This is a genomic window from Marinobacter bryozoorum (genome assembly GCF_023156245.1).
Lineage (GTDB): Bacteria > Pseudomonadota > Gammaproteobacteria > Pseudomonadales > Oleiphilaceae > Marinobacter > Marinobacter bryozoorum.
Genome location: NZ_JAKZAH010000007.1, coordinates 57925 through 79587 on the forward strand (window position 1 = coordinate 57925; position 21663 = coordinate 79587).

Genomic DNA, 21663 nt, shown 5'->3' on the forward strand with positions numbered 1-21663 from the left:
TCCTCTTGGCCGGCCCGCTTACAGTTCCGGCGAACTGAGGAATACCACTGTTTTCAGATAACTATAATGAGTATGGCTGAAAATCCTGCATGAACGAAATCTCCCTGCATCACTTCGCCCCCTCGATGCCAGCCAGATTCCTCGCAGTAATCTCAACAATCCTCTGCCGGGCTTCCCGGCTCGCCCAGGCCGAATGAGGCGTAATAATGAGGTTGGGTATATCATCCGCCAGCAACGGGTTGCCGTTGCGTGGGGGCTCTTCGGTGAGTACGTCGAATCCTGCGCCGCCAATGCTTCCGGCCCGGAGGGCATCGGCAAGGGCTTGCTCATCCACCAGGCCACCCCGGCTGGTATTGATCAGCAGCGCCGACCTTTTCATTTTCCCCAACTCGGTGGCACCGATGAGGTTCCGGGTTTCATCCGTAAGCAGGCAGTGCAATGACAGCACATCCACCTGAGGCAGCAGCTCCTCCAGGGGGACTCGGTGGTAACCATCAACTTCTCCCGCTTGCTGGCCGGGGCGGCAGCCCAGCAGGATTTCCATGCCGAAAGCACGGGCCCGCTCCGCCACGCCCTGCCCAAGGTCGCCATAGCCGATGATGCCAAGGGTCTTGCCTTCCAGTTCCATGATGGGGTGATCCATCAGGCAGAACATATTGCTCTGCCCCCAGCGCCCCTGACGCACATCCCGGTCGTAGTCCAGCATCCGGGTGGCGAGCGCGAGTATAAGGGCCATGGTGTGCTGGGCCACGGTTGAGCGACCATACCGGGTGACATTAAGCACCTGGATACCGTGATCCCTTGCCGCCTCCAGGTCGATGTTGTTCAGGCCAGTGGCCACCACCGCGATGGTCTCAAGGTCCGGGCAGGCCGCAAAGTGTTCGCGACCCAGAACGACCTTGTTGACCAGCACCGTATCAAAGCCCTGCAACCGGTCAACCACCTGCTCTGGCGCAGTACGGGGGTGGCAGGTCAGGGGCCCGGTCACCGACTCTATGGGCGCAAGGGATACGTCGTCACCCAGGGTGCTGGCATCAAGGAATACGGCTTTCACTGTTCTGACTCCTGTTTTATGCTCGCAAGTTAACGGGACCATCAAAAGGAAATGCGGCATGGAACATGAATTCTGGCACACACGCTGGGCAAAGGGCGAAATCGGCTTTCATGAAGGCTCGGTCAACAAATACCTCCATGACCACTGGCCGGAGTTTGCCGGTGACCGCACCGACGCCGTGTTCGTTCCTCTCTGCGGCAAGGCCCAGGACATGTGGTGGCTGCATGACCGCGGTCATGCGGTCATCGGGGTGGAACTGAGTGATGTCGCCTGCAAGGATTTCTTCGAGGACGCCGAGGAAAAGGCAATGGTGCATCCGGGCGAGCCTTTCACCAGGTTTTGCCACGATGACCTGGAGCTCTGGTGTGGGGACTTCTTCCAACTGGTACCGGACGACCTCAACCACATCCGCCTGGTCTACGACCGGGCTGCGCTGATCGCCCTGCCACCGGAAATGCGTCGTGACTATGTCGAGCACCTTACCGCTGTGATTCCTGAAGGCACTCATATCCTCCTGATCACCCTCGACTACGACAGCCAGGAAATGAAGGGTCCGCCCTTCAACGTCAGTGACCAGGAGGTCCACAACCTTTATGGCGAGGATTACCAGGTCAGTCATGTCCTTAGCCGGGAAATGGGCCGGGATAATCCTTTCGCCAAGCGCAGGGGCTTGCGAAACGGTGCTACCGAGAGTGTCTTTTATCTCAAAAAACACTAAAACTATTGGCCACCAGATTTCCACGTACTTTCAGAACATTAATGGCCTCTGATCCGGCACTCCATGCCGTGAAGTCGTCTTTAATGTTTCGCCTGTTTGTTTTTCGTACATATTTGACCATGCTGGTGAAGGTACCCCTGTAACAAAAACTTACATAGAGGGATCTTCACCATGCTTTCAAAGAGAGTACTTCACCCCCTGGCTATACTACTGCTTGTAGCAGGACTGGCTACGAGCGGCCATGCTGCCAACCCCCACTACAACCTGAAAGTACTGTCCAGCGCCCCGGACCAGGTGTCCGGTGAGGATGTGCTGGTACAGGTGCTGTTCAAGGATCGCCCCATCAAGTCCATGCCGGCCGTGAAGTCGCGCCTGCGGCAACTGGAATTCTGGCTGAACGGCCAGCCCATTGACCCGGAAATCCGTGCCGGCCGCGACGGCCATGAGGTTCTGGTCTCTGGCCTGGTCGAAGGCGAGAACCAGCTTGAACTGCACCATCGCCGGCAGGGCCCCCTTGCCTCTGTCGAGCTGACAGCCCACCCGGTCACCGGGCCAATCTTCTCCGGACCGCAGCAGTATCCGTTCGTCTGCACCGTCACCACAGAGTTGGGCAAACAGCCGCTGGTGGACACTGATGGCGATACCGGCTTTCCGGTACTGGATGCGTCCGGCAGCCAGGTTGGCCTGAGCAAGGACTGCTCCATCGAGCCCTATGTCAGCTTTATCTACCGCACCACAGGTGGCAGTTGGGCGCCCCTGCCCGACGATGGCCCCCGTCCTGCCGACATGGCCACCACCACTCTGACGGACGGCCGTACCGTGGACTTTATCGTCCGCCAGGAGCGGGGCACCATTAACCGCTTTATCTACAGCTTTGCCACCCTGGCCCAGCCAGGAGATGAGCCCTGGGAAGCCTCCACCGAAAACTGGAACGGACGCCTGCTCTTCCACTTTGAAGGTGGTGTCGCCATCGGCCACAGCCAGGGACGTATCAGCGGCCGCTCGCTGGAGCCAGAGGTGCTGAAAAAAGGCTACGCCGTGATTTATTCCACCGGTACCCGCACCAGCAGCCACTACAACCTGCAGGTGGGCGGTGAAACGGCCTTGATGGTCAAGGAGCACTTTATCAAGCGGTTCGGAGTGCCAGACTACACCGTGGCCATTGGCGGCTCCGGCGGCGGTATCCAGCAGTATGTCTACTCCCAGAACCACCCGGACCTGCTCGACGGCGGTGTACCCCAGTACTCCTACCCGGACATGATCACCCAGGTCATCCACATCGGGGACTGTGAACTGCTGGAGCACTACATGGACGTGACCGACGGGGACAACCCGAAGTGGTGGACCACCCGTAATCGGAGCTGGCTGGTAGGCCTTAACGCCACCGACAACTACCCGGACCCGTTTGCTGACGCCAAGCGCGCCCTGGGTTACGGAACGGCCCCGGGCATGACCGAGTGCATACCGGCCTGGAGGGGCCTGACGGCCCTGGTACTCAATCCCAACTACGGTGAGGCCCGCAACCAGCAACTGATGCAGCCGCCCGGGGTGATGAATGACGTCCAGTGGACCCACTATGACGATGCCCGCAACATCTACGGCCTGGACGAAAACGGCAACCCCCGTACCGTGTATGACAACGTGGGCGTGCAGTACGGACTCAATGCACTGGTGGAAGGCAACATCACCACGGCAGAGTTCCTGAAGCTGAACGCCCGGATTGGCGGCTGGAAGCACCCCAATGACATGGTACAGGAAGGCTTCCCCTTCCTGGGTGATTTTACTCCAGCCAACTTCGACCCCTGGAGCCGCCGCAACATGATGCTCAGCCCGGACGGCATCACCCCGGCGCCCCGTACCGAAGCGGATATCGAGGCCATCAACGCGGCCTACACCTCGGGCCTGGTGTTTGATGGTGATCTGAACATGCCAGTCATCGACTGGCGTCACTACCTGGAGGAAGTACTGGACATGCATAACAGTCATCAGTCCTTCTCTGCCCGCCAGCGCATCATCAATCGCATGGGAGATGCCGGCAACCAGGTTATCTGGTTCACCGATGCCCGTCCCACCGACCTTTCGGATCCATCGAAACCGGAGCCGCGGGAGGAATACAACCAGACCTGGATGGCGCTGGAGGTACTCCATGACTGGATCACCAACATCCAGCGAAACCCGCACCGGAGCATCGCAGAAAACCGGCCTGCGGAAGCCGTGGATGCCTGTTTCAATACCGACGGTTCGCTGATCGAGGCCGGCGATGATGTATGGAACGGCATCCTGGACGACAATGCCGCCGGCGAATGCACGGAACAATTCGAGACCTACACCACCTCACGGATGGAGGCCGGTGGCCCGATCGAAGGCAGCATCTTCAAATGCAGCCTGAAGCCGGTGAGCGAAGCACTGGCTGACGGCACCTACGGCAACGTCAGCTTCAGCGCCGGCGAGGTTGAACGCCTGCAAGCGATCTACCCGCAGGGCGTCTGTGACTACCAGGGTCCAGACCAGGGCCGCCCGGCAGGCTGACCCCCTCCCTCCTGACGGCGGTGGCAACACCGCCGTCAGCCCCTCCCCCGCCATATTCGTCGCCTTTTGCAACAGGTCTTCCGCCCACCTCACAAGTTTTCATCCACCGTCACGAACCCACAACATTTTGTCCTGTCAAAGCAGCAAACCTAGACTAAGCTGAAAATGAAAGGGCCCGGAACAGGGCCCGCCGGAAACCGGGGCGTGGATCCCGTCGTATATCCGGCCAACAGCGGTCATGACTTCCATCCAACCATAACCACAAACGCCCGCCCGCGGCGTCCAACAACGGGGAATTTGCGTGTAGTCGAGGAATCATTAGCAAGCGAGGGTCACCCATGAGCATTCTGCAACACTTCAAAGACCGGTATGACCAGACCCAGGAAGAAGAATACTCCCTGGAGGAATACCTGGAGATTTGCAAAAACGATCCAGCCGCCTACGCCACCGCAGCCGAGCGAATGCTGCTGGCAATCGGCGAACCAGAATTTATCGACACGTCCCGAGACCCGCGCCTGTCGCGCATCTTTTCCAACAAGGTTATCAAGCGATACCCGGAATTCTCCGAGTTCTACGGCATGGAAGAGGCGGTGGAAAACATCGTGTCCTTCTTCCGCCACGCCGCCCAGGGCCTGGAAGAGAAAAAACAGATTCTCTACCTGCTGGGCCCGGTGGGGGGCGGCAAGTCCTCCCTGGCGGAGAAGCTCAAGTTCCTGATGCAGAAAGTGCCCTTCTACGCCATCAAGGGCTCGCCGGTGAACGAGTCGCCCCTGGGGCTGTTCGACCCCCTTGAAGACGGCCAGATCCTGGAAGAGGAATACGGCATTCCCCAGCGCTACCTCAAGCCCATCATGTCCCCCTGGGCCGTCAAACGCCTGCACGAATACGGTGGCGACATCAGCCAGTTCCGGGTGGTGAAGAAATACCCGTCGGTACTGGACCAGGTGGCCGTCTCCAAGACCGAGCCCGGTGACGACAACAACCAGGACATCTCGGCCCTGGTGGGCAAGGTGAATATCCGCATGCTGGAGGACTTCTCCCAGGACGACCCGGACGCCTACAGCTTCAGCGGCGGCCTGTGCAAGGCCAACCAGGGTCTGATGGAATTCGTGGAGATGTTCAAGGCCCCCATCAAGGTGCTGCACCCGTTGCTGACTGCCACCCAGGAAGGCAACTACAACACCACGGAAGGCATGGGTTCCGTGCCCTTTGATGGCATCATCCTGGCCCACTCCAACGAGTCCGAGTGGCAGACCTTCCGCAACAACAAGCACAACGAGGCCTTCCTCGACCGGGTTTACATCGTCAAGGTGCCCTACTGTGTGCGGGTCACCGAGGAAATCGAAATCTACCGGAAGCTGCTGAAACACAGCTCACTGTCCGGCGCCCCCTGTGCACCGGATACCCTGGATATGCTGGCCCAGTTCTCGGTGCTGTCCCGTATCAAGGAACCGGAAAACTCCAGCATCTACTCCAAGATGAAGGTGTACGACGGCCAGAACATCAAGGACACCGATCCCAAGGCCAAGTCCATCCAGGAGTACCGGGACTCTGCGGGCGTAAATGAAGGCATGGACGGGCTGTCGACGCGCTTTGCGTTCAAGATCCTGTCCAAGGTGTTCAACTTCGACACCACCGAGGTGGCAGCCAACCCGGTGCACCTGCTCTACGTACTGGAAAAACAGATCGAGCAGGAACAGTTTCCGGCGGAAGTGCAGGAGCGTTATCTGCGGTTTATCAAGGAGTTCCTGGCACCCCACTACGTGCAGTTCATTGGCAAGGAGATCCAGACGGCCTACCTGGAAAGCTACAGCGAGTATGGCCAGAACCTGTTCGACCGCTACGTGACCTACGCCGACCTGTGGATCCAGGACCAGGAGTTCCGGGATCCCGAAACGGGCGAAATCCTGGACAGGTCTGCCATCAACGACGAACTGGAAAAAATCGAGAAGCCGGCGGGCATCAGCAACCCGAAGGACTTCCGCAACGAGGTGGTCAACTTCGTGCTGCGGGCCCGGGCCAACAACCAGGGGGAGAATCCCTCCTGGCTCAGCTACGAAAAGCTGCGCAGCGTGATCGAGAAGAAGATGTTCTCCAACACCGAGGACCTGCTGCCGGTGATTTCCTTCAATCCGAAGGCCAGCCAGGAAGACCAGAAGAAGCACAAGCAGTTCGTGGAGCGGATGGTGGACCGTGGCTACACCGAGAAACAGGTCCGGCTGCTGGCGGAGTGGTACCTCAGAGTCAGAAAGTCGCATTAACCGTTTTCTGGCCTGAAGGAGTTGCACTATGGGCATGACCCACATCGTTGATCGCCGTCTTAACGGCAAGAACAAGAGCGCAGTGAACCGGGAACGGTTCCTGCGCCGCTATCGCCAGCACATCAAGAAAGCCGTGGCCGATGCGGTGCAGAGGCGCTCCATCACAGATATCGAGCGCGGGGAAAGCGTCAGCATTCCCTCCCGGGATATCCATGAACCGACGTTCCACCACGGCCAGGGCGGCAAGCGCGAAGTGGTCCACCCGGGCAACCAGGAGTTTGTTGCCGGGGATGAAATTCCCAAGCCGGAAGGTGGCGGCGGGGATGGTTCCGGCTCTGGCCAGGCCAGCCCGGATGGCGAGGGCATGGACGAATTTGCCTTCCAGATCACCCAGGACGAGTTCCTGGACTTCCTGTTCGATGACCTGGAACTGCCCAACCTGGCCCGCAAGAAACTCAAGGACACCGAGGCCTTCACGTATCATCGCTCCGGTTTCACCACCCAGGGCGTACCCGCCAAGCTGGATGTGGTGCGTTCCCTGCGGGGCGCCCACGCCCGGAGACTGGGCCTGGGGGGCGCTCGCCGCAAAAAAATCCGGGAACTGGAAGAGCAGCTCGCGGCTCTGAAGAGTGCCCCGGGTGACCTGGACCCGGCCTTCAGCCACGTGGACCAGATCGAGGCACTGGAAGCCGAAATCGCCAGGCTCAAGGCCAATGTGCGCCGGATCCCCTTCATCGACGAAATCGATCTCCGCTACCGGCAGCACATCAGGAAGCCGAAACCTGCCACCAGTGCCGTCATGTTCTGCCTGATGGACGTCTCCGGGTCCATGACCCAGACCCACAAGGACATTGGCAAGCGCTTCTTTATCCTGCTGTACCTGTTCCTGAAGAAGAACTACAAGAAGATCGACGTGGTCTTCATCCGCCACCACACCAGCGCAAAGGAGGTGGACGAGGAAGAGTTCTTCTACAGCCGGGAGACCGGTGGCACCATCGTCTCCAGTGCTCTGAAACTGATGCACAAGATCATCGAATCCCGCTATTCCCCGGATGAGTGGAACATCTACGCCGCCCAGGCATCAGACGGTGATAACTGGAACGATGATTCTCCCATCTGCGGCAAGATCCTGGCCGAGCGAATTATCCCCCTGGTGCAGTACTACGCCTATGTGGAGATCACCCCCCAGGATCACCAGATGCTGTGGTACGAGTACGAGAAGATCATGGAGCGTTTCCCGCAAAGCTTTGCCATGCAGCAGATCGCCGACCCGGGTGAAATCTACCCGGTGTTCCGCCAGCTGTTCGAGAGGAAAGCCGCATGACTGACATTATTGACCGCCCCAACCTGCCGGATTCAGCACCGGCCAGGCGGGAGCCCATTTCCACCGGCTCCGAATGGACGTTTGAGCTGATCCAGCAGTACGACGACGAGATCGCCAAATGCGCCGAGGAATTCGGCCTGGAAACCTATCCCAACCAGATCGAGGTGATCAGCGCCGAGCAGATGATGGACGCCTACAGCTCCGTGGGTATGCCCGTGGGCTACCACCACTGGTCCTTTGGCAAGCAGTTCCTGAACACATCCAAGGGCTACCAGCGGGGGCAGATGGGGCTGGCCTACGAAATCGTGATCAACTCCAACCCCTGCATTGCCTACCTGATGGAGGAGAACACCCTGCCCATGCAGGCCCTGGTCATCGCCCACGCCTGCTACGGCCATAACTCGTTCTTCAAGGGCAACTACCTGTTCCGCACCTGGACGGATGCCAGCGCCATTATCGACTACCTGGTGTTCGCCCGTAACTATGTGGCCGAATGCGAGGAGCGCCACGGTGTGGAAGCCGTGGAAGAAATCCTGGATTCCTGCCATGCGCTGATGAATTACGGGGTGGACCGGTACAAACGCCCTGCTCCGATCTCTGCAGCCGAGGAGCGGCGCCGCCAGAAGGACCGGGAGGAATACCTGCAACGCCAGCTCAATGACCTGTGGCGTACTATCCCCAGGCCAGACGAAACAGACGAGGACAAAGCCCGGCGCAAGCAGCGCTATCCCTCCGAGCCCCAGGAAAACATCCTCTACTTCATCGAGAAGAACGCCCCATTACTGGAAACCTGGCAACGGGAAATCATCCGCATCGTTCGCAAACTGGGGCAGTACTTCTATCCCCAACGCCAGACCCAGGCGATGAACGAGGGCTGGGCTTCCTTCTGGCACTACACCCTGCTGCACCGCATGTATGAGAAGGGCCTGGTGACCGATGGTTTCATGCTGGAGTTCCTGCAGAGCCACACCGCCGTGGTCTATCAGCCCCCGTTCAACAGCCCCTGGTACTCCGGCATCAACCCCTACACCCTGGGTTTCAATATCTTCTCGGATCTGCGCCGGATGTGTGAGAACCCGACGGATGAGGACCGGGAGTGGTTCCCGGATATTGCCGGGGGTGACTGGCTCGAGACGGTTCACTTCGCCATGCGCAACTTCAAGGACGAGAGCTTTATCCAGCAGTTCCTGTCGCCGAAAGTCATGCGCGATATGAAATTCTTCGCCATCGAAAACGATGACCAGGAAGAGTTCTACCGGGTCACCGCCATTCACGATGACCCAGGCTACCGGCCTCTACGGGAGAAACTGGCCCGGCAGTACAACCTCAGCTACCGGGAGCCCAATATCCAGGTTTGGAATGTGGATGTACGCGGTGACCGGTCATTGACCCTGCGGCATATCCCCGAGGACCGGGTGCCGCTTGGCGGCGAGGATGCCGAGGAAGTACTCCGGCATGTTCACCGGCTATGGGGCTTTGATGTGCACCTTGAGAGCGTGGACGAGGGCACGGTAGTGGACGAGTACCACTGCCCGCCCTGGGATGCGGACGATTATTGACGCGGCTTCAACCGGTCAGCACCCCTCATTCTCCGGGAATGGAAACCGTCACCTGCAATCCACCGAGGGGCGAACGGCCCAGGGCCAGACTGCCCCCATACAGGGCCACAAGGTCCCCGACGATGGCCAGGCCGAGGCCCGAACCCGGGCGGGTTTCGTCGAGGCGCGCCCCTCGGGCCAGGGCCAGGTTGCATTGCTCTTCTGACATGCCCGGGCCATCATCCTCTACCTGTAACTGACACCCTGTGGTGCCGGCGTCTTCCACGCTCAGTCGTACCCGGCTTTCGGCCCAGTTAATCGCATTTTCCAGCAGGTTGCCGGCGAGTTCCTGCAGGTCCTGTCGCTCGACTCTTACCGGCCTGGCCACGCCCAGTACGGACTCGAACGCCAGTCCGCGGCGAGAGGCCAGGGTCCTGAGTGCCGCCAGGACCGGCTCCAGGGCCTCTTCCACGTTGATCGCGCCACCGAGACCCGCAGGCCCGGCGGCAGAAGCCCTGGCCAGGTGGTGGCGAACAGCTTCATTCAGGCGTCGCAGTTCGGCCTGGAATGCGCCTTGCTGGTCCCGGGGCAAGCGCTCGCTCAGTGTCTGCAACACGGAAACCGGGGTTTTCAGGGCATGGGCCAGGTTACCTGCCGTTGCCCGCCCCCGCTCGATCAGTCGCTGATCCCGCTCAAGAACCAGGTTAATTGCCTGTGCCAGCCGCGCGAGCTCTTCTGGCAGGTCCGTGTCCAGTAATTGTTGCTGGCCTGCCTCTACCCGCCCCAGGCTCTGTTCCAGCCGTCGCAGTGGCCTCAGGCCCCAGCGGACCTGCATCCATACCATTGCCAGCAGCAATACACCGAGAGTCGCCAGGGACCCGGCAAGCAGCGCTTCAAAACGATCGACCTCCTGGTTAACCCCGGACAGGTCAGCGGCCACCGACACCTGCACGGTAGAGGGTGCGTTGGCCAGCCGTACCTGCCGGGAGACGACTCTTAGCGCCTGCCCCTGCGGTCCGGACGTTTCCTGAAAGGACAGCCCGCCCGCCTGCGGCACCGGCAGACGCAGGTCCCAAAGGGAGCGGGAGGTAGTAACCCGGTCACCCTGGTCCCTTACCTGCCAGTACCAGCCAGAATAGACCCGGGTAAAACGGGCATCACCAAGCTCCCGCTCCATCGCCAGGCGATCCGATGCGGGAACATAGACAGTTCCGGCAATGACAATATCCAACAGGGATTCAAGCCGGTCATTGAAGGACGTATTCACCGCCTCGCGGAAGTTCCAGGCCAGAACGCCCCCCGCGATGGGCAGCACCAGGAGCATCAGAACCAATGCCGATACCACCATTCGGGTCGCAACCGGCCACTGCCTCACACTGCGAAGCATCAGGCAGGTTCTCCCCCTGACATGCGGTAGCCTTGCCCCCGTATGGTTTCAATCGTCTTGCTACCAAGCTTGCGGCGCAGCCGGCTGACCTGGACATCGATAACATTGGAATCCGGCTCCTGATCGCCATCGTAGACATGCTCCGACAACTCCGTACGGCTGACCACCCGTGGCGCGGCATGGATCAGGTGCGACAAAAGCCGGAACTCCTGGGCGGTCAGGGCCACTGGCATACCTGACCGGGTAACCTGGGCGGCATGGGTATCCAGGGCTATGTCGCCAGCGCGGATAACCGGATGGGCATGGCCGTGGGCGCGGCGAACAAGGGCACGCAACCGGAACAGTATCTCGGCTGTTTCAAAGGGCTTGGTGACATAGTCGTCGGCACCTGCGGAAAATCCCGCAGCCTTGTCAGACCAGCGCTCCCGTGCTGTCAGGATAAGGACCGGCAAGTCGATGCCCTGCTCCCGCCAGCCGGAAAGCCACTGGCTTCCATTGCCATCCGGCAGCCCCAGATCCAGCACCACGGCATCATAGCGCTCGGTACTGACTTGAAAGTCCGCCGTACGGCCATCCGCTGCGACCTCAACCAACAGGCCCGCATCACGTAACGAGGCAGCAAGCCCTTCCGCCAATGCTTTGTCATCCTCCACCAGCAGTATTTTCATCGGCGCTCCATGGCCCTGAGGTTACGTCCTTCGACTTCCAGTACTTCTCCGGTACGGGCGTCGATCTCGAACTCGGCCACCTGTCCGTCAGGACCCAATAATTCGATTTCATAGAGGACGGCGCCGTCGTCATCCTCGATATCCACGTCGATCACGTCCCCAATCCAGTCCCTGGAAAGGCTCTCCAGGATCTCACCAAGGGGCTTGATCCTGCCAGCCTCAACCTCCCGATGGAGGCGTTGCCAGTCTTCATCGTCGTCTGCAATAGCGACAGGACTGGCAACAACAGCCAGCATGATGGCAGCTAAAACAAGCCGTGCTGATGCCCGGATAAAGGAACGAATGATATAAAAACTGTAGCGGGTCATAACCATGATTCTGACAAAGCCTGGATGAACGAAACATGAACGGCACCCTCATGCTCCTGCAAGACCGCCTCCCTTAATCTGCACACAGGTTGGCGGGAATCACCCCGCCCCTCCGATGAAAACACCCTGTGTACGAACAAGGAGCTTACTATGAAAAAGATGATAGCACTCACGCTGGCCGGCACCCTGGCAGCCTCTCCGCTGGCCTTTGCCAAGGGCTCCCTTGACGACGCCGAGACCGTCCTGAACGCTGGCAGTGATTATGGCATTACCCAGTTCACCAACCTCGAATTCGATGATGACCGGGATGACCCGTTTGAAGTCGAAGGCTGGGTTGATAACGAGTGGTACGTTGAACTGGAGTTATCCACTGACGGCACCATCGAACGAGAGAAGCGTCGTAAACGCCAGGGCCAAGCCTCAGGACTCTCCGCCGATGATATCCGGAGCTACCTGGATGCCGCCAGCAGCGAAGGTATGCAATACATTGAAGAGCTGGAAGTGCGCTCCGGCGGTCGGATTGAAATCGAGGGCGAAGACAGCAATGGCCACGAACTGGAAGTGGAGTTCCGTAAGGGCAACCTCAGCCCGTTCAAGGTCGAGCGGGACGACGACTGACCCTGAAACCGAGAGCCGGCCTGGTATCAGGCTGGCTCATCCACACAACTTACCCGGGTATTCGCCCCATCGCCTGAAATTGCCCAGGTGTTCTTGCCCTTTTCCTTGGCAACGTACATGGCCATGTCGGCTGCCTTCATAAGGTCACGCTGGTGGCAACCGTGGTCAGGGTAAAGGCTGATGCCGATGCTGAAGGTAATGTTAAAGGCGTGGCTCTCCACCCTGATTGGTTCACTGGACGCTGCCAGCAGCTTTTCGGCCACCCTTACCGCATGGGCCCGCCGGTCGATGTTCTGCACCAGTACCACGAACTCGTCACCACCAAGACGGGCCAGTACATCGTGATCACGCAACACGCCACGCAACCGACTGGCTACCTGTTCCAGCACCCGGTCACCGGTGTCGTGGCCCCAGGTATCGTTCACTTCCTTGAAGTGGTCCAGGTCGATAAACATAATGGCCGGCTTGTGGCCGGTGCGATCCACTGACGCAATAGCTTGTCCCAGCAGATCCGCCAGCAGGTTGCGGTTGGGCAGGCCGGTGAGGCTGCAGTGGGTGGCCAGGTAGTGGGCTCGCTCTTCGGCCTGGCGGCGCTCTTCTTCCTTTTCAAAGGTTTGCAGGGCATAGGAAACATTGTCGGCCATCCGTACCAGCAGCCCAATGATTTCATCGTCAAAGGCGTTCCGTTCACGGGAGCACAGGTGCAAGGTACCGATAGACCGGCCATCCCGCAGAATCGGAACCGCAGCCGCTGACTTCATGCGGGTTTTCGTTCGAACCATGCTGTGCCAGTAACGGGTGCGCTCATCCTTCAGGAAGTCATCGGTCACCTGAGGTTCGCAACTACGAAATGCCCTGCCGTTCAGGCCCTGCCCCTCGGGCTTGTCAGGGTCAGTGGATATGACCGTCTTGAACGTAACCTCTCGGCCAGCCCCAGCCATAGCCCTTGGTTTCAGCTGATCCGTGCCGGGTTCCGGCATAAGGACGACGGCCGTGGTCATACCACCGCTGTCGATAGCGGCATCACACACAGACTGGAAAAGCTGGTCAGGGGAGGAACTGCGGATAATTGCTTCGTTAGTGGCACTCAGAGCGGCATAGATCTTCTTCGCACGAACGGCAGCGCGCTCAGCGAGAACCCGTGTGGTCACTTCACGGGACACGATAACGACAACTTCCCTGCCCTGGACAACGGTATAGCGGAAATGCGGCTCCCACCATCCCCGCCGCGAACGATCCTTGCTGACCATCAGCCGGGGTTCATCCTGAAAGCCCACATTACCGGCCTCCCGGGCTTTCAGATAGGCGTCAGAGACAGCATCCCGACCCTGGAGTGTCAGTTTCGATGCCTCCATGTCGAGCAGCTCTTCACGACTGTACCCCGTCATTATGCAGGTGGTGTCGTTCACATACAGATAGCGATGACTGTAATAGTCACTGACCAGCACGCAATCCGGGGAGGAATCCAGGAATCCCCGCAAATTGCTCAGCAGAACATCACCAAAACTGCTTTCCGCCATCTGCGCCTCCCTATCCAGGGCGTTTATATGGTGTTAGTCATTTACCTTCAGCAAAGGTTAGCCTGTTTGTAACCCGAGTAAAACGCTCAGGATTCGTTTTGACACATTTTCACAGTTATCGCGACGGTTTATCGACTATTTGCTGCAAGCCTACCTGATACATTACGAAGAACCCGCCGGTGATGGCGGGTTCTTCATCACACAAACGACAGGCCTGTCAGACAGCCTGTACCGATGGCAGGCCTGACAACGCCATTCCCAGCTCGGCATCATCGTACTCGTAATCACCCAGCTCACCAGCAAAGTAAGAGGTATAAGCCGCCATATCAAAATGGCCATGGCCACACAGGTTGAACAGGATGACCTCGGAGGTACCCTCACGCTTGCAGCGCAGGGCCTCCTCGATCGCACCCTTCACCGCGTGGTTGGCTTCCGGTGCGGGCACAATGCCCTCGGCCCGGGCGAACATTACACCTGCCTCGAAGCACTCCCGCTGTGTATAGGCCGTTGCCTCAAACAGGCCCAGCTCCTTCGCGTGGGACACCATCGGTGCCATGCCGTGGTAGCGCAGCCCCCCGGCATGGAAGCCCGGCGGTGTGAACTGGGAACCCAGCGTGTGCATCTTGGTCAGCGGCGTCATATGGGCGGTATCGCCGTAATCGTAGGCGAACTTGCCACGGGTGAGTGTCGGGCAGGCCGAAGGCTCCACCGCAACGATACGGGGACTTTCTCCGCCACGCAGGGCATGCCCCATAAACGGGAAGGCGATACCGGCGAAGTTGGAGCCTCCGCCAGTGCAGCCCACGATCACGTCGGGCCAGGCATCGGCCATTTCCATCTGCTCCATGGCTTCCAGGCCGATAATGGACTGGTGCACCAACACATGGTTGAGCACCGAGCCCAGGGCATACTTGGTGTTCGGATCCTGCACCGCGAGCTCAACGGCCTCGGAGATCGCAATCCCCAGACTGCCGGTATGGTCCGGATTTTCCGCCAGCACCTTGCGACCAAATTCAGTCAGGTTCGATGGTGAAGCCACGCATTTGGCACCGTAGGTTTCCATCACCGCCCGGCGATAGGGCTTCTGGTCGTAGGATACCCGCACCTGGAACACGTTAACGTCCATATCAAACAGGGAGCCGGCAAACGACAGGGAGGTCCCCCACTGCCCCGCACCTGTCTCGGTGGTCAGGCGGTTAATGCCTTCCTGCTTGTTATAGAACGCCTGGGGGATCGCCGTATTGGGCTTGTGACTGCCGGCCGGACTGACACCTTCATACTTGTAGAAGATCTTTGCCGTGGTACCCAGTGCTTTCTCGAGGCCATGGGCACGATACAGGGGCGCCGGACGCCACAGGCGGTAGACCTCACGCACCGGCTCCGGAATCTCGATTTCACGCTCGGTGCTTACCTCCTGTTCGATCAGCGCCTTCGGAAACAGCGGCTCCAGGTCGGCAGGACCTACCGGCTCTTTGGTTACCGGGTGAAGCACTGGCGCCATGGGCTCGGGAAAGTCCGCCTGGATGTTGTACCAGGTTTTCGGCATACGGGTTTCGTCGAGGAGGTACTTTGTTGTCATTGGTTCCGATTCCTTGCAACGATAATGGAGGAGTAGCTCACATTACCATATCGTCCGCCATCGGGAACCGCCCCAGCACGGCATTGTGCGCAATTACGCCTGAGCTTGCGGAGGCGGCGTATTACGGAATGTTCGAAAACCGCCAGATCTGCCCTGTTAATCTTGGCGGCAGTTTCCCAAGGGAAACCGGGAACATCCCGCAATAATCAACGACGAACAAACCGTAAGGGTGTGTCTTATGAAAAACGGACTTCGCGGGCTGGCAGCCGCTGTTGCCCTGCTCCCCGCCGCTTCAATGGCAGAGAACCTGAGCTACAACTACCTGGAAGGCGGCTTTGCTTTCTATCCGGACTTCGAATCCCAGGATTTCATCGGGCTGGACACCCGGGGCTCTGTAGCCCTTCACGAGAACATCTTCGCCTTTGGCGGATTCAAGTACCTGACCGATGATGTAGACCTCACGGCACTGCATGCCGGCGCCGGCTATCGCCACGGCCTGGACGCCCGCACCGATATCTGGGGCGGCCTGACCATGGAATACCAGGAGTATGACTGGGACCGGGGTGGTGAAGTGGACGACACCGGCCTTGGCTTTCGCGCGGGCATTCGTCATCAACTCAACAATGACCTGGAACTGGGTATCGGCGGCCGCGTTGTGAGTGGCGACCTGGACTACGTGGGTTTCACCGGTACAGCCCGCTACGCCATCGAGCCGGACTTCAAGTTGTTTGCTGAGCTGGATGTCTATGACGGTGAACCGGGCATCCTGGGCGGTGCAACCTTCGAGTTCTGAGCACGGAACTGGATACCGCCTGACAGGTTCCTGTTACCGGGGCCTGTCACGCAGTTTCAAACCAATGTATTTAACAGTCTCCAAACTGACTTATGCTTTCCACCCGTCCCTTTGCTCTAAACGCCGCAGCCTCTGCTCCAATGAACCTGAACCGAGCCGATGCAGGTCGAGGTACCGATCGACCACTAGCAAGAAGTTCTTGAGCTCTGACCGGGAGCCGGGAGGGGGCTGACTACTCCTTTGGGCGAGGTCCGCCAGGCGCGCAGCCTGGGCCAACTGAAACGGCAGTGAGAAATCCGCTTTACGGGTGTAGTAGAGATCCAGCATGGGATAGGCCATACGCTGCTCAGCGCAGTGGGACAGGTCCCTGCGCACTGACTGCAAGGCGTCAGCCAGGAAGCTTTCGCCGGTATGCTCGTGTTGGGCAGCACGGTTAATAAGGCTAAGCTCGAAGGCCAGTTCCCGGCGCTCAACAGCACCCCCGACGAGAGGGACGGCATAGGTAATCCCCAGGGTCACCAGAACCAGGCCGTTAAACGAAGCCAGGGCTGTCAGGAAACGGGGTACAGCGCCAGAAGGTAACAGGTCACCCACCCCGAGGGTCGACAGGGTAAACCCGGTGAAATAGGCCAGCTCGGACGTATCGGTAGCCGGTATCATGGTGGAGGAATTCACTACCGCCCCGGGGATGGCCGAAAAGATCAACAACCAGCCGCCCCACAATCCAGCAAGCCAGGCAGTACCCATGAGGCCTATGGCGATGGGACCCGCTGCCATCAGCGCCCCCCGGCGGCCGGTTCCCCTGCTGAAGGTAGAAGCGCACCACCGCACCAGGTTGGTCAACACCCCGGTGACGGGTCCGGCCCCGCGGGTGGTCAACGTGGTCCAGCAGGCGTCCACCATAACGAGCAACACCAGTACTGCACCGCCACACAACGTCAGCCAGTTCATTCAGCCCCCTTACTGATATTCCCGCAGCCAGCGCTTGATGCGCCGCCGGTAACGCGGGGAAGTCCTTCGGGACGTATCAAGTGAAGTCGGCAGCAACTCTACCTCGCGGGTATCGTCGTCCGCACACACGCGGAATTTGCGCACAGCCCCGAACGCCTTGTCGTCTGACCCATAGATACACACCACATTGATCTCCAGCCATTCGAGCTCAATGTCGGGGTCACAGGGATAACCATTGTCGGTCTCGATCCCCGCCCGCTCGGCAATAGTGGCAATCATGTCCCGGAAACTGACAAATTCCATGCACTCGCCGGAGTCCAGCGGCCCTTGCCGGGTACGCTCGTGCAAGGCGGGATTTTCATCACCGGAGCGCGGCGAGATGTCGGTCATAGGCGCGGTCAGTATCCCCTTCGAGGTTTTCAGGCGCACGATAACAAAGAATACAAACACCGCTTCCTGACTCATATTGCAGACCAGGCAGGGAGAGTCGATGTACTCATGCCCAACTCCCTTGTTGATCAGCATTCTCGGCCGTCTCTGCCGGCTGAAACCCAGATAGAGTAACTGGGCATAGAACAACCAGATGAACAGGGTGCCGATGCTGGTCAGCGAGTTCACCAGGGTGCTGTTCTGGTGTATCCACTCAAGCATGGGTTCCTCCGTGATAATCAACTTCACTTAGCCTGCAAATCGCTTAGGGAAAAGCCAAGCATATGGCTGTCGAAAAACCATAAATTTTGATTAAGGTTAGTTAAGGTGGTCGGTCCAGTAGCTCATTTAAAAAGGGCGATGGATGGCAACTTATGTAGCCTTAATAGTGATATTTTTGCACCCTTTAAACCTTCTTATTAACCCATGTTATGAGTCGTCCCGCAGACTGCCTCTTTCAGGCTGACCGCGCCGGATTCTCCTTTTCATTTCGTTAATACAGCCATTTGCCTCTTGCGCCGGGTTGGCCGACGCTGATTCAGATACCCGCACTCGCGCACGGCAACCATCAAGGAGCAGATCATGGCTGAACGATTCACTTTCACTAACCAGGGCAAGGGTGGCGAAACCCACCAGCAAGCCGAACAGGGCACACCGGTGATGACCACCCCCCAGGGAGCCCCCATTGCCGACAACCAGAATTCCCTCAGGGGCGGCACCCGCGGCCCCACCCTCCTGGAGGACCATGTTCTCCGGGAAAAGCTCTTCAAATTCGATCACGAGCGCATCCCGGAGCGGGTTGTGCATGCCCGAGGCATGGGCGCCAAGGGCTATTTCGAGAACTACGAAGACCTGTCGGACATCACCTGTGCAGATATCTTCCAGCGGGCGGGAGAGCAGACCGAAGTATTTGTGCGCTTCTCGACCGTAGCCGGCAACAAGGGTTCGGCAGACTTGCCGCGGGACGTGCGCGGTTTCGCCACCAAATTCTATACAAAGGAAGGCAACTGGGACCTGGTGGGTAACAACATCCCGGTGTTCTTCATTCAGGACGCCATGAAATTCCCGGACCTGGTCCACGCGGCAAAGCAGGAGCCGGACCGGGGCTTCCCCCAGGCCCAGACCGCCCACGATAACTTCTGGGATTTCGTGACCCTGACGCCCGAGAGCGTCCATATGCTGATGTGGGCCATGTCTGACCGGGCCATTCCCCGCTCCCTGCGCTTTATGGAAGGCTTCGGTGTTCACAGCTTCCGCTTCGTGAACAGCCAGGGGGAGTCGAAGTTCGTCAAGTTCCACTGGAAGCCCCTGCAGGGGCTCCAGTCCGTGGTCTGGAACGAGGCCCTGAAGATCAACGGCGCGGACCCGGACTTCCATCGACGTGACCTCTGGGAATCCATTCAGAATGGTGACTACCCGGAATGGGAGCTCGGCGTTCAGATCTTTGACGACGAGTTTGCCGACCAGTTCGAGTTCGACATTCTCGACGCTACCAAGATCATTCCCGAGGAACAGGTGCCGGTGCGTCCCATTGGCAAGATGGTACTGAACCGCGTGGTGGACAACTTCTTCGCGGAAACCGAGCAGGTGGCCTTCTGCACCCAGAACATTGTTCGCGGCATTGACCACTCCAACGATCCGCTGCTGCAGGGGCGCAATTTCTCCTACCTGGACACCCAACTCAAGCGTCTGGGCAGCCCCAACTTCACCAACATTCCGGTTAACGCCCCGCGGTGCCCCGTCCATCACCTGCTCCAGGACGGGCATATGACCATGAAGAACCCCACCGGGCGGGTGAACTACGAGCCCAACAGCTGGGACCAGGAAGCCGCCGGCCCCAGGGAGTGCCCGGAAACCGGGTTCCAGTCACACCCGACACCGATGGAAGGGGTCAAGGAACGGGTCCGCTCGGAAACCTTTGCGGACCACTACAGCCAGGCCCGCCAGTTCTATATCAGCCAGACCGACATTGAGAAGCGCCACATCAAGAACGCCTTTGTGTTCGAACTGAGCAAAGTTGAGCGACTGGATATCAGGGAACGGATGGTGTCCCACCTGCTGAATGTGGACAAGGACCTGGCCAGTGATGTAGCGGAAGGCCTGGGTCTGAAGGAAATGCCGGAAGCGGCAGAAGCGGCCATGACACCCCGCACCGACCTGCCGGAGTCCCCGGCGCTCAGCATCATCCTGAACGGCCCGAAATCGTTCAAGGGCCGCAAGGTTGGCGTGCTGGTCAGCGAGGGCGTCGACGCCGCCCTGTTCAAAAAGCTCAAGGATACGGTCGAGGCGGAGGGCGCCCGGCTTGCCGTGGTGGCGCCGACCATCGGCGGTGTAAAGGACAGCGATGGTAACCCGCTGGCAGCGGATGAGAAGGTGGACGGCGGTCCGTCAGTCATCTTCGACGCCGTTGCCCTGCTGCCCTCCGACGTCGGCGTAGAGAACCTGGCGAAGGATGCCACCGCCCGGGACTTTGTCGACGATGCGTTTGCCCACTGCAAGTTCATCGGCTACACCCCGGCGGCGCGCAAGCTGTTCGACAGCATCGGCATTACGGCGATGCTGGATGATGGCTGCATTCCCTTCAATGGCCCTGACGACACCGGCAGGTTTATCGAGGCCTGCCGCGATGTGCGCTACTGGCCCCGGGAGGAGAAAGTCGATCAGTTCTGAGCCCAAGGCCCCGTTCCGGTCAGGGACGGGGGCGTTTTTCCCTTGTCGCAAGCGTAAGCGGTTCGCTATAGTGATTTGAAACAACCACAACAACGTCTGCTGATGAGGATCCCCCTATGAATGACATGACCGTAGGCGCACCTGACCGCGCCAGTTTCTCAGACATGAAAGAAGGCACCCAGGAGGACTGGGAAATTATTGGCGGCTGCTTCCGGGAATTTGCCAAGGGCCATCCGGACCGGATCCTGGAACACCTGAAACTGCTGGGTGGGGATTTCGGCGGCTTCAAGGTGGACCGCCTTACGCACTGCCTGCAAACGGCCACCCTGGCCCACCGGGATGGCAAGGATGAGGAGTATGTGGTGTGTGCCCTGCTCCACGACATCGGCGACACCCTGGGCACCTTCAACCACGCCGATATTGCTGCCGCAATCGTTGAGCCCTTTGTCTCCGAGGAAAATCACTGGATGGTGAAACACCACGCCATCTTCCAGGGCTACTACTTCTTCCACCACCTGGGCATGGACCGCAACCTTAGGGAACAGTACCGGGACCACCCCTACTACGAGCGTACCCTGGAGTTCGTCAGCAAGTACGACTCCCCGGCATTCAATCCGGACGGTGAGATCCTGCCCCTGGAGTTCTTCGAACCCATGGTGCGTCGCGTGATGGCCAAGCCCAAGCGCTCGCTGTACAAGGCCGTATCCGAGTAAACGGCAGCGGAACAGAAAAGGCCCGGTCAGGAAACTGGCCGGGCCTTTCAGGTTCAGGATTCGTTGTCAGGCGATCTGAAGCAATCGCAACAGCTGAGGCCGATGGCGGTCCGGCAGCACATCCTCCAACGTGTACTCATCCAGTGCCTCCAGGAATGCCCTCAGGGCGTGGGCGAAGGCGCCCTTGAGCCCGCAAACCGGCGAAATGACGCATTGCCCATCCGATGAGAAGCACTCCACCAGGTCCAGGTCCTGTTCGGTTTCCCTGACCAGAACGCCAATATTGATGGTGCTGGGCTCACGATGCAGCCTCATGCCACCACTCTTGCCCCGAACGGTTTCGATGTAGCCTTTCTTGTTCAGTTGATGCACCACCTTCATCAGGTGATTCTTGGAAATCTGATAGCTGTCTGCGATCTCCTGGATCGTGGATAACCGGTCCCGCCGCATGGACAGGTAAATAAGCACTCGCAACGAGTAATCGGTGTAACGGGTAATGTGCATCTGGGACTCCTGAACCCTCGTTTTTTCAGGGGACACCCC

Annotated in this window: 18 protein-coding genes; 9 read left to right on the forward strand and 9 right to left on the reverse strand. The window is 59.1% G+C overall.

The features are described 5' to 3' along the window. Positions 1-109 precede the first annotated feature (109 nt). Entirely contained in the window at positions 110-1054 is a 945-nt protein-coding gene (locus MLC59_RS06100; protein WP_248232056.1) for a D-2-hydroxyacid dehydrogenase, read from the reverse strand. A 58-nt stretch (positions 1055-1112) separates the two neighbouring features. Here MLC59_RS06100 and tmpT point away from each other — a divergent pair, with 58 nt between their 5' ends. The 5 genes from tmpT to MLC59_RS06125 all read left to right on the forward strand — a co-directional run bounded on the left by tmpT (position 1113) and on the right by MLC59_RS06125 (position 9445). Beyond that, positions 1113-1772 carry a thiopurine S-methyltransferase gene (gene tmpT, locus MLC59_RS06105; protein ID WP_248232057.1) on the forward strand — a complete coding sequence of 220 codons (660 nt, stop codon included), beginning with the start codon at positions 1113-1115 and terminating at the stop codon, positions 1770-1772. A 171-nt stretch (positions 1773-1943) separates the two neighbouring features. Beyond that, positions 1944-4301, forward strand: a complete 2358-nt coding sequence (locus MLC59_RS06110; protein ID WP_248232058.1) for a DUF6351 family protein — start codon at positions 1944-1946, stop codon at positions 4299-4301. Between the two features lie 338 nt (positions 4302-4639). Next, complete coding sequence (locus tag MLC59_RS06115; RefSeq protein WP_248232059.1) at positions 4640-6562, forward strand: PrkA family serine protein kinase; 1923 nt, start codon at positions 4640-4642, stop codon at positions 6560-6562. Between the two features lie 28 nt (positions 6563-6590). Next, the gene (locus MLC59_RS06120; RefSeq protein ID WP_248232061.1) at positions 6591-7886 is read left to right on the forward strand and encodes a YeaH/YhbH family protein; all 1296 of its coding nucleotides are present in this window, start codon (positions 6591-6593) and stop codon (positions 7884-7886) included. Next, positions 7883-9445, forward strand: a complete 1563-nt coding sequence (locus MLC59_RS06125) for a SpoVR family protein (protein WP_248232063.1) — start codon at positions 7883-7885, stop codon at positions 9443-9445. The genes MLC59_RS06120 and MLC59_RS06125 overlap by 4 nt, the downstream gene beginning before the upstream one ends. Before the next feature lie 25 nt (positions 9446-9470). Here the strand turns inward: MLC59_RS06125 and MLC59_RS06130 are convergent, their stop codons facing one another. Genes MLC59_RS06130 through MLC59_RS06140 form a run of 3 tightly spaced genes read right to left on the reverse strand, consistent with a single transcriptional unit; the run spans position 9471 to position 11847 of the window. After that, positions 9471-10811, reverse strand: a complete 1341-nt coding sequence (locus tag MLC59_RS06130) for a sensor histidine kinase (RefSeq protein WP_248232065.1) — start codon at positions 10809-10811, stop codon at positions 9471-9473. Continuing rightward, entirely contained in the window at positions 10811-11479 is a 669-nt protein-coding gene (locus MLC59_RS06135) for a winged helix-turn-helix domain-containing protein (protein WP_248232067.1), read from the reverse strand. The genes MLC59_RS06130 and MLC59_RS06135 overlap by 1 nt, the downstream gene beginning before the upstream one ends. Next, a complete protein-coding gene (locus MLC59_RS06140) occupies positions 11476-11847 on the reverse strand; it encodes a PepSY domain-containing protein (RefSeq protein WP_248232070.1) in 372 nt (123 codons plus the stop codon). The genes MLC59_RS06135 and MLC59_RS06140 overlap by 4 nt, the downstream gene beginning before the upstream one ends. 150 nt (positions 11848-11997) lie before the next feature. Here MLC59_RS06140 and MLC59_RS06145 point away from each other — a divergent pair, with 150 nt between their 5' ends. Beyond that, the gene (locus MLC59_RS06145) at positions 11998-12465 is read left to right on the forward strand and encodes a hypothetical protein (RefSeq protein WP_248232075.1); all 468 of its coding nucleotides are present in this window, start codon (positions 11998-12000) and stop codon (positions 12463-12465) included. A gap of 26 nt (positions 12466-12491) precedes the next feature. Here MLC59_RS06145 and MLC59_RS06150 read toward each other — a convergent pair whose 3' ends face one another. Further along, entirely contained in the window at positions 12492-13985 is a 1494-nt protein-coding gene (locus MLC59_RS06150; RefSeq protein WP_248232077.1) for a diguanylate cyclase domain-containing protein, read from the reverse strand. Positions 13986-14202: 217 nt separating this feature from the next. Further along, positions 14203-15564 carry a TrpB-like pyridoxal phosphate-dependent enzyme gene (locus MLC59_RS06155; RefSeq protein WP_248232079.1) on the reverse strand — a complete coding sequence of 454 codons (1362 nt, stop codon included), beginning with the start codon at positions 15562-15564 and terminating at the stop codon, positions 14203-14205. Between the two features lie 238 nt (positions 15565-15802). Between MLC59_RS06155 and MLC59_RS06160 the strand changes: the two genes are divergently transcribed. Continuing rightward, entirely contained in the window at positions 15803-16357 is a 555-nt protein-coding gene (locus tag MLC59_RS06160) for a porin family protein (protein WP_248232082.1), read from the forward strand. 90 nt (positions 16358-16447) lie between these two features. On the opposite strand, the gene MLC59_RS06165 is transcribed toward MLC59_RS06160, so the two are convergent. Continuing rightward, a complete protein-coding gene (locus MLC59_RS06165; protein ID WP_248232084.1) occupies positions 16448-17308 on the reverse strand; it encodes an ion channel in 861 nt (286 codons plus the stop codon). Between the two features lie 9 nt (positions 17309-17317). After that, on the reverse strand, positions 17318-17959 hold the full coding sequence (locus tag MLC59_RS06170; protein WP_248232085.1) for a hypothetical protein: 642 nt from the start codon (positions 17957-17959) through the stop codon (positions 17318-17320). Between the two features lie 360 nt (positions 17960-18319). Between MLC59_RS06170 and MLC59_RS06175 the strand changes: the two genes are divergently transcribed. Both MLC59_RS06175 and MLC59_RS06180 read left to right on the forward strand, forming a co-directional pair. After that, entirely contained in the window at positions 18320-20407 is a 2088-nt protein-coding gene (locus MLC59_RS06175) for a catalase (protein WP_282450865.1), read from the forward strand. A 125-nt stretch (positions 20408-20532) separates the two neighbouring features. Continuing rightward, positions 20533-21120, forward strand: a complete 588-nt coding sequence (locus MLC59_RS06180) for an HD domain-containing protein (protein ID WP_427901704.1) — start codon at positions 20533-20535, stop codon at positions 21118-21120. Positions 21121-21186: 66 nt separating this feature from the next. Here MLC59_RS06180 and MLC59_RS06185 read toward each other — a convergent pair whose 3' ends face one another. Further along, positions 21187-21624 carry an RrF2 family transcriptional regulator gene (locus tag MLC59_RS06185; protein WP_248232092.1) on the reverse strand — a complete coding sequence of 146 codons (438 nt, stop codon included), beginning with the start codon at positions 21622-21624 and terminating at the stop codon, positions 21187-21189. Positions 21625-21663: the final 39 nt, after the last annotated feature.

Coding starts and splice junctions, on each gene's coding strand:
- tmpT (WP_248232057.1), top strand. CDS start 1,113: ATGGAACATGAATTCTGGCACACACGCTGGGCAAAGGGCGAAATCGGC.
- MLC59_RS06110 (WP_248232058.1), top strand. CDS start 1,944: ATGCTTTCAAAGAGAGTACTTCACCCCCTGGCTATACTACTGCTTGTA.
- MLC59_RS06115 (WP_248232059.1), top strand. CDS start 4,640: ATGAGCATTCTGCAACACTTCAAAGACCGGTATGACCAGACCCAGGAA.
- MLC59_RS06120 (WP_248232061.1), top strand. CDS start 6,591: ATGGGCATGACCCACATCGTTGATCGCCGTCTTAACGGCAAGAACAAG.
- MLC59_RS06125 (WP_248232063.1), top strand. CDS start 7,883: ATGACTGACATTATTGACCGCCCCAACCTGCCGGATTCAGCACCGGCC.
- MLC59_RS06130 (WP_248232065.1), bottom strand. CDS start 10,811: ATGCTTCGCAGTGTGAGGCAGTGGCCGGTTGCGACCCGAATGGTGGTA.
- MLC59_RS06135 (WP_248232067.1), bottom strand. CDS start 11,479: ATGAAAATACTGCTGGTGGAGGATGACAAAGCATTGGCGGAAGGGCTT.
- MLC59_RS06140 (WP_248232070.1), bottom strand. CDS start 11,847: ATGACCCGCTACAGTTTTTATATCATTCGTTCCTTTATCCGGGCATCA.
- MLC59_RS06145 (WP_248232075.1), top strand. CDS start 11,998: ATGAAAAAGATGATAGCACTCACGCTGGCCGGCACCCTGGCAGCCTCT.
- MLC59_RS06150 (WP_248232077.1), bottom strand. CDS start 13,985: ATGGCGGAAAGCAGTTTTGGTGATGTTCTGCTGAGCAATTTGCGGGGA.
- MLC59_RS06155 (WP_248232079.1), bottom strand. CDS start 15,564: ATGACAACAAAGTACCTCCTCGACGAAACCCGTATGCCGAAAACCTGG.
- MLC59_RS06160 (WP_248232082.1), top strand. CDS start 15,803: ATGAAAAACGGACTTCGCGGGCTGGCAGCCGCTGTTGCCCTGCTCCCC.
- MLC59_RS06165 (WP_248232084.1), bottom strand. CDS start 17,308: ATGAACTGGCTGACGTTGTGTGGCGGTGCAGTACTGGTGTTGCTCGTT.
- MLC59_RS06170 (WP_248232085.1), bottom strand. CDS start 17,959: ATGCTTGAGTGGATACACCAGAACAGCACCCTGGTGAACTCGCTGACC.
- MLC59_RS06175 (WP_282450865.1), top strand. CDS start 18,320: ATGGCTGAACGATTCACTTTCACTAACCAGGGCAAGGGTGGCGAAACC.
- MLC59_RS06180 (WP_427901704.1), top strand. CDS start 20,533: ATGACCGTAGGCGCACCTGACCGCGCCAGTTTCTCAGACATGAAAGAA.
- MLC59_RS06185 (WP_248232092.1), bottom strand. CDS start 21,624: ATGCACATTACCCGTTACACCGATTACTCGTTGCGAGTGCTTATTTAC.